General features: G+C 61.8%; 8 protein-coding genes. 4 read left to right on the top strand and 4 right to left on the bottom strand.

The window, feature by feature from the left end:
• Both AC1DYX_RS02745 and AC1DYX_RS02740 read right to left on the bottom strand, forming a co-directional pair.
• Positions 1 to 1904: cytochrome c biogenesis protein ResB (locus AC1DYX_RS02745; RefSeq protein WP_477256021.1), on the bottom strand; the 1904-nt coding region annotated here is incomplete at its 3' end.
• Positions 1905 to 2175: 271 nt separating this feature from the next.
• Positions 2176 to 2859, bottom strand: coding sequence for a c-type cytochrome (locus tag AC1DYX_RS02740; RefSeq protein ID WP_477256019.1), 684 nt, complete (start codon positions 2857 to 2859; stop codon positions 2176 to 2178).
• Positions 2860 to 3034: 175 nt separating this feature from the next.
• Between AC1DYX_RS02740 and yihA the strand changes: the two genes are divergently transcribed.
• The gene (gene yihA / locus AC1DYX_RS02735) at positions 3035 to 3727 is read left to right on the top strand and encodes a ribosome biogenesis GTP-binding protein YihA/YsxC (RefSeq protein WP_477256017.1); all 693 of its coding nucleotides are present in this window, start codon (positions 3035 to 3037) and stop codon (positions 3725 to 3727) included.
• A 15-nt stretch (positions 3728 to 3742) separates the two neighbouring features.
• Positions 3743 to 4756, top strand: a complete 1014-nt coding sequence (gene hemB / locus AC1DYX_RS02730) for a porphobilinogen synthase (protein ID WP_477256015.1) — start codon at positions 3743 to 3745, stop codon at positions 4754 to 4756.
• 56 nt (positions 4757 to 4812) lie between these two features.
• Here hemB and AC1DYX_RS02725 read toward each other — a convergent pair.
• Together AC1DYX_RS02725 and AC1DYX_RS02720 are read right to left on the bottom strand one after the other, a co-directional pair.
• Positions 4813 to 6311 (bottom strand): transposase gene (locus tag AC1DYX_RS02725; protein ID WP_477256023.1). Its coding sequence is split into 2 segments (ribosomal slippage): positions 4813 to 5414 and positions 5414 to 6311, totalling 1500 coding nucleotides; the frame shifts between segments, so codons are not numbered across the junction.
• Between the two features lie 575 nt (positions 6312 to 6886).
• Complete coding sequence (locus AC1DYX_RS02720; RefSeq protein ID WP_477256013.1) at positions 6887 to 7090, bottom strand: hypothetical protein; 204 nt, start codon at positions 7088 to 7090, stop codon at positions 6887 to 6889.
• Between AC1DYX_RS02720 and AC1DYX_RS02715 the strand changes: the two genes are divergently transcribed.
• Both AC1DYX_RS02715 and AC1DYX_RS02710 read left to right on the top strand, forming a co-directional pair.
• Positions 7089 to 8282, top strand: coding sequence for an MFS transporter (locus AC1DYX_RS02715; RefSeq protein WP_477256011.1), 1194 nt, complete (start codon positions 7089 to 7091; stop codon positions 8280 to 8282). The two genes, AC1DYX_RS02720 and AC1DYX_RS02715, sit on opposite strands and share 2 nt — an antisense overlap.
• Entirely contained in the window at positions 8279 to 9430 is a 1152-nt protein-coding gene (locus AC1DYX_RS02710; RefSeq protein WP_477256009.1) for a hypothetical protein, read from the top strand. Before AC1DYX_RS02715 ends, AC1DYX_RS02710 begins: the two co-directional genes overlap by 4 nt.
• The last annotated feature ends 63 nt before the right edge of the window (positions 9431 to 9493 follow it).

Below are 9493 nucleotides of genomic sequence, written 5' to 3'. Positions count from 1 at the left end.
ACGTAGACCACTTTCTTGCCGGGCGAGCGCGTCACCTGCAGCACCGACGCTTTCACCTCACTGAAATCGTCCAGCGCGAGGAACACGGGCGCGCCGTAGAAGAAACTGTCCGACAATGCGTTGGTCGCCTGTTGCAGGAAGCGGCCATGGGTCTCGGTGGGCGTCGCGGGCGCGATGCCGTCGCGCGCACGTGCGGCCTGCCACAGCTCCCACATGGCGCCGTTGAGCATCTTCATGAACACGGTGGCCGCCTTTTCCTGCTCTTTCGCGGGGATGCCTTCGAGGAATTTGGAAACGGCGAGATAACCGCCCTGCCTGCCGTCACCGGCGAAGATGGCCAGCGTCTTGGCGGCCGATTCCTGCAGCTGCACGGACAGCGCCCCGCCCGCGTCGCCCGGCGGGAGCGCGCGCGCGGCATAGCGGCGGGCCGCTTCCTCACGCAGCGACGGCTCGGCGAGCGCGGCGCGCAGGCGCATCCATTCGCGCAGGCCGTGCTCGTCGTCGGCCGGGATGCGCAGGAAGCTGAACGGGTCGGAAGGATTGCTGCGCACGCCGGCCAGGTACACCTCGCTGCCTTCGAGGGTCACGGGCTGCATGTAGTTCAGGAATTCGCGCGCCTGGCCGGTCTTGTCGCGCAGCTTGTATTGCACGCTGGGGCCGACATTCTTGAGGTCCTTGTTGCCGACGTTCTTCGCGGCCGAGCCCGAGTGCTGGGACAAGGTCTGGGCGAACTGTTCCTCGAGACTTTTACCCTTTGTCACGGCCCGCGCATCATTGTTCTGGCTCGTGTTTTCCACGTTGAACGGACGGAACCCCGACCACTCGACGGCATAGGTGTCGGCGCCCTGCTTTAACTCGGTCGCATTGCCGACCTCGCCCTGGATGGCGAACGATTTGTCGCCGGGACCGGCCATCGGCCAGCCCGTCAGCTTGAGCTTGCTGCCGCCATCCTCGAAGCTGGACTGGTACAGCGCGATGCCGCGGTAGATCAGCGGCTGGTTGACCTTGATGGTGCCGGGGAAGCGCTTGCCCGTCTCGTGGTCGCGGATCACGACGTCGCTGGCGAACAGCCTGGGCATGCCCGTCGAGTAGAAATCGATGTGGAACTTGCGCAGCTCGATGGTGAACGGCAGGTCTTGCACGAGGACGCCGTCGGGCCGCTGGATCATGGCCGTGTCGCTGGCCTGTCCTTCGGGAATCAGGGTATTGCCGCGAAAGCTGGGGTTGTCCAGGCCAAGGCGGTGTTGCGGCGGGATGGCGGAGATGAGACCCGTGCCTGCATACGGTATCTTGCCCAAGAACCATTCCTGGAAGCGGATCGGCAGGTTCGAATCGAGCAGGCCGCCCAGCAGGATCACGATGATGGCCGTGTGCGCGAAGATATAGCCGAACTTGTTGGCCGCGCCCTTTTTCGCCGCGACGAGCACGCCGCCGGGCTTGTCGACCATCTTCGTGCGGTAGCCCGCATCGACGAGGCGGCTCGCGGTCTGCTGCGCGAGCGGGACCATGTCCAGCGGCGCCGTCCATTCGCTGTGATGATGAAAATTGCGCAGCGATTCTTCGCGCACACTGTCGCGCCAGCTGCGCATGTCGCGCATCATCTTGGGCGAATTGCGGGCGATGCACAGGCTCGTCGAGACGATCAGGACAGCGAGGATCAGCAGGAACCACCACGTCGAATAGACCGTGTACAGGCCCACCTTGCGGAACACCTCGAACCAGAACGGACCGAACTGGTTGACGTAGTCCGGCATCGCCCGGTCCTGCTGCATGATGGTGCCGATGATGGCGGCGATCGCGATCATGACCAGGAGGCTGATCGCGAATCGCATCGAGGACAGCAGTTCGACCGCTTCGGCCACGCCGCGCCGGCGCGTCTTCAGTTCAATTCCGGTGGTGCTCATCGACTAACAACTTTCATTCTCGACACAACGTTGAAGGAGGATACAACAAAAGGGCGCCCCCGCTTGCGCGGTCGCCCTTCCCTGTTGATCCTGCCAATTTATTTTAGGTCGGTAATCCGACTCTCATCTGCGACCGGGCATACCGGCCATTAACTGGAACCCATCGTAGGGTGGGCACCCCTGTGCCCACCAAACGCATGCCGGTCCGCGAACGATTGGTGGGCACGGGGTGCCCACCCTACAGGTTCGCGCCTACCGGGATAGGTTCTTATTACTTCAAGCCGGCAATATAGTCCGCCACCGCTTTCATTTCATCGTCCGACAGGCGCTTGGCCAGCGTGCTCATCTGCGGGCTGTTGGTGCGGCCGCCCGTCTTGAACGCCTGCAGCTGGGCGACCGTGTAATCCTGGTGCTGGCCGGCCAGGCGCGGATACTGGGCCGGGATGCCGCTGCCGGTGGCGCCGTGGCAGCTGGCGCAGGCGGCCACGCCGCGGTCCGCGATGCCGCCGCGATAGATCTTGCGGCCCAGTTCCAGCGTGTCCTTGTTGCGCGCGGCGCCCTGCTTCGGTTGCTGCGTGGCGAGGTAGGCGGCGATGTTTTTCTTCTCGTCCTCGCTCAGCATCCTGGCATACGTCGTCATCACCGGCTGGTTACGGTTCGGCGTCGTGAAATCGACCAGTTGCTTGTGGAGGTAAGTGCCGACCTGGCCGGCCAGCTTGGGATTGGTATTGATGGTCGAGTTGCCGCCGGCGCCGTGGCACGATGCGCAGGCCGGCAGGCCGCGGGCGTTGTCGCCGGTGTCGTAGAGGGAACCACCCTTGGCCGGATCGGCCTTGGCGGCGGCCGGGGGCGCGTGGGCGGCGTCCGCTGCAAGAGCGCTGCCTGCGAGGATGAAACTGGCCAGCAAGGACTTCACGATCGCCGCGCACGCGGCCGGTTGGAACACACGATTCATTCAAGCACCCTGAAAAAGTCAAAAGTAATCTTGCAGTTACAGTGCAGCGGTCATGCTCGTGCCCCCGCGCCGACGCTCCAGGCAATGCAGGCTCGCCGGCGGCAGGTAACTCCCTATTGTACAATAGCCTTTGTTTCCTGCCCTCCACTCCGTTGTCTTTTTCGCTTCATTCCCCATGTCCAAACTCTGGCAAGCCCGTTTCTTCACGACCGTCAACCAGTTGCGGGATCTTCCCAAGACGCAGGTGCCGGAAATCGCTTTCGCCGGCCGGTCCAATGCGGGCAAATCGACGGCGATTAACATCCTGACGAACCAGAAGGGCCTGGCATTCGCGTCGAAGACGCCCGGCCGCACCCAGCACATCAATTTCTTTTCGATCGGCGGGGCCCACGTCGCGATGCACCGCAAGGATCCGACCAAGGTCGACGAGATCGAAGGCCTGCTCGTCGACCTGCCGGGCTATGGCTATGCGGAAGTGTCGGGCGATGCCAAGCTGCACTGGCAAAGGCTGCTGGGCGATTATGTGCAGCGGCGGGAACAACTGGCCGCGCTCATCCTGATCATGGATTCGCGCCGCCCGTTCACCGAGCTCGACATCCAGATGCTGGAATGGTTCGCCCCGACGGGCAAGCCGATCCACTGCATCCTCACGAAGGCCGACAAGCTCAACCGCAACGAATCCGTCAACGCCCTGCGCCAGGCGCAGCAGGTACTGGACAGCTATGTCGACGAGGAAGGCAACGGCTTTCCGTTCACCGTGCAGCTGTTCTCGGCCCTGAAGCGCATCGGCGTCGAGGAAGCCAACGACAAGATCATCGAACTGCTCGGCCTGGATGAAGACCCGCTCCCGGCCGATTCTGATCAATAATTTTCAGGAACCGCCATGCCGATCATCACGCCTTCGCAATACCCCGCCGTGCGCATGCGCCGCATGCGCCGCGACCCGTTCTCGCGCGCCCTGATGCGCGAAAACGTCGTCACCGCCTCCGACCWGATCTACCCCGTGTTCATCCTCGACGGCCAGAACCAGCGCCAGCAGGTCGCGTCGATGCCGGGCGTCGAGCGCCTGTCGGTCGACCTGCTGCTGAAGGTCGCCGAGGAAGCGGTCGCGCTGGGCAYCCCCGTGCTCGCGCTGTTCCCCGTCGTCGACGCTGCGCTGAAGACCTATGACGGCGTCGAGGCGACGAACCCGGAGGGTCTGGTGCCCCGCGCCGTGCGCGAGCTGAAGCGCCACTTCCCGCAACTGGGCATCATGACGGACGTCGCCCTCGACCCGTACACGACGCACGGCCAGGACGGCCTGCCCGACGAGAACGGCTACATCGTCAACGAAAAGACGATCGCCATGCTGACGCGCCAGGCGCTGGCGCAGGCCGAGGCCGGCGTCGACATCGTGGCCCCGTCGGACATGATGGACGGCCGCATCGGCGCGATCCGCATGGCGCTGGAAGACAAGGAACTGATCCACACGCGCATCATGGCCTACTCGGCCAAGTACGCGTCGGGCTACTACGGCCCGTTCCGCGAAGCGGTCGGCTCGGCCGCCAACCTGGGCAAGGCCGACAAGAACACGTACCAGATGGACCCGGCCAACAGCGACGAAGCGCTGCGCGAAGTGGCGCTGGACATCGCGGAAGGCGCGGACATGGTCATGGTCAAGCCGGGCATGCCCTACCTGGACGTCGTGCGCCGTGTGAAGGACGAATTCAAGGTGCCGACCTTCGCCTACCAGGTCAGCGGCGAGTACGCGATGCTGCAGGCCGCGTTCCAGAACGGCTGGCTCGATCCGGACAAGGTCATCATGGAGACCATGATGTCGTTCAAGCGCGCCGGCGCGGATGGGGTGCTCACCTATTTCGCGATGGATGTGGCGCGGCGCCTGAAGGCGGCTGCGTAACAGAAAAGCCGTGCTGTGTTCCCATGCCGTTCAGTTGAGCTGAACGGCATTTTTTTCTAGGAAAGTAAATTTAGCTTATCCGTGGCTTCCTCCAGCTCTGCCAGATAGTGTTCCGGATGTTTGCGGAATCGGCAGCGCTGGCGGCGCGCCAGGTGTTTGCGCTCCAGTTCGGCGCGTCGCGCGCGCCAGCGGTCGTGTTCCACACTCGCCAGCATCTGCACCGTCACCGGGGCCACGCGCGTGTAGAGGGACGCCGGCACCCGCACACTGCCGTCGGTCACCAGCGAGGGTGAAGCGACTTTGCGTCCGCTGGCGCGCCGCTCGTGATAGCGCACGCGTCCAAAAGTCTGCTCCAGGGCGTTATTCGTGCGCGGCAGCCCGGCGGTCCGATAGCAGTGAAACAGGTCGTCGCCGTAACTGCGCGTCACTTTGAGGAAGTGCCGGGCCGACTCGCACGACACCGAGGTGCGTTCCAGTTGTCGCAGCCATTGTTCGTAACGGCGCCAGATCGTCTGGGCCGTCGATCCATCCGGATTCTCCAGGATGGCGGCTGCCTGGCCCACCCACCGGGCACCTGTTTCGACCTCGGGCCATAGCGGCGCGGTCCGCTCCAGCGCGCGTCCCAGCATGTCCCGCAGGCGCGTCAGCGCACGCGGCGCCCCCCTTTTTCGCCTGCCTTGCGCAGGCTGGCGTGGGTCTGGCCCAGTCGTTCATGCAGCCGCAATCCGGCAAACGCCAGCGGTGGCCGGGCATCGTCGGTCAAGGCACTGCGCACGGCCGAGCAATAACTCAGCACGACCTCGCTGGCGGCGCCGGTTTGCCGCTCGGCCGAACGCTCGACGCCCCGGACATCGCGCACGTGCTTTTTCAACTCCTTCTTCGCGTGGCGGTCCGCTTCCCACAAGGGGCGGGCCGCCTCGCGCAGATAGTGGAACTGGCACAGTTGGTGCGGCACGTCCGGCAACGCCGCCGCCACCGCGCCACGCAGACTAGTCTGGCCATCGGAGACGACCGCCGCCACCGGCACCGGCAGCGCGGCGACGACTGCCTCGATGAGCGCCTGCAGTTCGGCGCGCGATGAAGACAACAGGCTGCGCGCGCACAGGATCGCGCCCGACAGCACGTCCCGCACCACCCACAACACTTCATGACCGACATCGGGCTGCAAGCCATCGATGGCCAGGATGACGCGTCCTTGCGAATTCAACTCGGCGGCACGCTCCGGCAGCGTTTCCAGCGCCAGACTCAGCAACAGATCGTACTGGGCCAGCACATTCTGCACCGAGCGTAACGACAGCGACACGCCTTCCCGCTGGAGCAACTCGTGAATTTCCGGACACGACCGGTGTTCGCGGTAGCGCAGTTCGCCGACACGTGCCACCACATCCAGTCCGAATTCCTGCTTCGGCAGGACCAGCTGGCCTTCCGCCCCGGGATGATAAGTCTGACGAAAACGCTTGCAGCCCGCATGACCGCAACGGCGAATGTGCAGATACAGACCCACCAGGCCGCGACGCGTCATGACCTTGCGTTTCTTGGTGTACGCCATCGGCATCGGATGCCCGCAAGCCGGGCAGTTCAACAGACAGGGCGTGAGCTCATACTCCACGGTAGGCTCGCCTCGGACGGAATCTCGTGACATCGCATTCTCCGTTGATCCAATCTTGCATTGGATCGCATCCAACGGAGAAAGTTGTACCGCTGTGCCAGATTTGCTTTCCTAGTTTTTTTTGGCACTGTCAGCGTGCGACGCGCGGCACTGCGTCAACGTACCGACCAGTTTCCTTCCTCCGGCCTCACCCTATTCCCATGCCGCCCCTTTGGGCGCCCGCAAGATCCCTTCAGTCCGACCGGCTTCGGCCGATGGTCCCGCGCGCAGGCGTGGTGTCAAAGCGCACACACCAATTCTGGCYGAAAAACCGCGCATCCCTCCACCCTCGACATCGCCAACGTACGTAGGCCCAGTTCGGATAGGCGAAAAGCGCTTTTGTCAACCGATACCCCCGTGCTAACTCATTTTAGCCAAGAGGTATTTGCGCCAAATCAAGTTAACACTTTGCTTGTGAAATGTCTCCCCGTGAAACATTAAATATTTGAAATGTGTGACATTTTGATAGCATTTTCTTGCGCTTAATCATTAATATCGTGGGCAATGTGAAACGAAAGCTCATTTCTCGATGATTGAACGACGCGCCAATCGAGGACGCAGTTTATGTCCTTGCTTTCCGTATGAACGGACGAGTGCCACCAGGATTTCCACAGTTTCGCCGCGCCGGGATGCAGGCGTTCGCGCGGAAACCATGCCGCTTTTTTCCGGATTTTTTGGTGATCCATGCCTGTCGTCCTGATTCGCCTCGCATTCATCAAGATCGTGCAAACGTGCTTCTTGTTACTGATACCGTTTTTCCTGGTTCAATCGAGCCGGGGCGAAACCGGATTTGTTACCAGCCGTTTCCTGGAATCTCTTCCGATGCTCGCTTTCGGATTGGCCGGAGGAATTCTGGTAGACCGGGTCGGTGCCAGCCGAATTAACCGGTTCGCACTCCTGGCATATATCGTCCCGCCTCTTCTACTGGTGGCCGTATATCTCAAGTACATTCCCGCTGCGTGTCTCCTTTTGGCTTCACTTGCAGTATCCAGCACCAGCCAATTGCTCATGGCTTGTGGAGACCGGATCGTGCTGGATATCGTGTCCAGGACCGGGCTGGCGGCGTACAACGGCAATGCCATCCTGATCGAGCGTTTTTGCTCGCTGGGCCTGCCGGTATTGATCGGCAGTCTGGCAGTGTGGAGTCTCGAAGCGGCTTTGGCATTGACTACCACCATTGCGGCACTTGGATCAGTGGGGCTGTTCATGTTCAGTCCGCGCGCGGTCGACCACACCGTCGGACTGCAAAACGTTTCATTGCGAACGCAGCTAAAAGCCGGTTTCTCCGGGCTCGCCGAAAACAGATTCCTGCTGCATCTCAGTTTTATCACGATGCTAATCAATGGCATCGAAGCCATTCCGATTTCTTTCGCCTTCTTGTATGGGCATGATGTCCTGCACATGAATCTCGCGGAAATCGGACTGCTGTCGACAATGTCCGGACTTGGCGGATTGATAGCCGCGACTTTCGCGCGAAAATTACGCGGAACGAAAAATCTCCTGCTTGGGATATTAATTGCATCGATGCTACTGAATGCCGCAATTTATGCCTTGGTCTACATATTGAATGACAAATATATGCTTTGGGCCGGCAAGTTGGTGGAAGCCTTTTCGTTTGTGTTCTCCGCTGTGTCATACCGGACACTGCGCCAGGAAAGTATCGGCAAGACGTTTTATGGAACGATCAGTGCCGCAGTGGGTTTCACGGTAAAGCTCTGCATTCCACCCGCCATCCTGGTCGCTGGTGCATTGCTCATCCACTTTTCCCCGCGCGACCTGTATCTGTTTGCGGCTCTGGCGGAATCGCTGTTGGCGATCGCGGTGGCGTTCTGGGCGAAGTCCCAGTCCATCCCTGCAAATCACAAGGTATATATATGACACACATACTGGACACGGTTCTCGACAAGGCTTTCCCGGAAGCCGGGCACGGGTACCTGAGCGAAGCACTCGGCATGCGAGCCCAGCAGGAGAAGTTGCTGCTGACCCTGGCCAGTCTGCCGGACGGCCGCATGGCGGTCGCCCCGGCCGTCGCGCCCCGGATCGCACAGGAGCGTAAGAAACTGCAGCGGCTCCTCGCCTTGGGCGCAGACATTGTCCAGCATTCTTCCGGTGCCGCGACGATACTCAAAGGGCCGCGTCATGGCCGCCTGTACCCGGCAGCCGTTGAGCGTTATCAGGCCGATCTCGACATACTCTTTACCGAGGAACTGGCTTACGTAGGCAGTCTGTTCCACCTGAGGCGCCTCGGCATGGTGCAAAAGGCCGGACACATCACCCAAGCCCCCGACGGCCGCTTGTACGCGTCATCGATCTTCTACGAACCTGATCACATGATGAACCGGGGGCCCGACAGCCTGGTGGCCGAACTGCATTTCCGTGCGTTTCCAATCACACCGTTCTCGCACCTCGACATGGAAGCGCCTGCCGTCGCTGCCCTGGATGCGAGCACCCGCGACGCGCTCGTCCTGCTGGCCGAATTTATTTACCGGGACGGTCGCACCAAACGCTTCCTGTATCGTGACGTCCTCGACAGCCTGCTGGTATTCTCGCAATTAACGGTTGAGCAAGCCTCCGCGCTCGCCGTCGCGCTGGACGCGTGCGTGCTGTGGATCGCCCTGGGACTGCTGCGCGCACATCTGGACACCATTGGCTGGGCCGCCTGCCCCGCCAGCCTGCAGCTGCTGTTTGCGGATCCACGGTGCCCCGTCCCGCCGCCCGATTACGACTTCTACGAACACCAGGCGCTTCCCTATCTTCAGTCCAAAGGACGGTCACGGCAGGACTACCAGTTCCTGTTCGACTCGTACCGCCAAATCAATCCGCGCGACGGCCATGCTGCGCTGTTGACGCCTTTTGAAATCGGCGCACGTTTTGCCCGCGGTGTCCCGGTGGCATTCCGCCTGAACGCGCACGAATGCGGGACCGCCCTGCTCGACGCCTGCGACTTGTTGGCCGGTCCACCCGACGACCGCACGGTCGTCCATCAAAGAATTGGTGTGAAAGCACCAAGCCATCCCCAATCCTGATTGGGACCATTTCACTCGAAAAAAGGAGAACATCATGCAAGTTCGTCACCAGAACAGCATCGT

Source organism: Massilia sp. P2_C2 (genome assembly GCF_056404615.1).
This window is presented reverse-complemented; position numbering and strand designations above follow the sequence as displayed.

Excerpts from the sequence above, each read along its gene's own strand:
- AC1DYX_RS02740 (WP_477256019.1), bottom strand. The coding sequence starts at position 2,859 with ATGAATCGTGTGTTCCAACCGGCCGCGTGCGCGGCGATCGTGAAGTCC.
- yihA (WP_477256017.1), top strand. The coding sequence starts at position 3,035 with ATGTCCAAACTCTGGCAAGCCCGTTTCTTCACGACCGTCAACCAGTTG.
- AC1DYX_RS02715 (WP_477256011.1), top strand. The coding sequence starts at position 7,089 with ATGCCTGTCGTCCTGATTCGCCTCGCATTCATCAAGATCGTGCAAACG.
- AC1DYX_RS02720 (WP_477256013.1), bottom strand. The coding sequence starts at position 7,090 with ATGGATCACCAAAAAATCCGGAAAAAAGCGGCATGGTTTCCGCGCGAA.
- AC1DYX_RS02710 (WP_477256009.1), top strand. The coding sequence starts at position 8,279 with ATGACACACATACTGGACACGGTTCTCGACAAGGCTTTCCCGGAAGCC.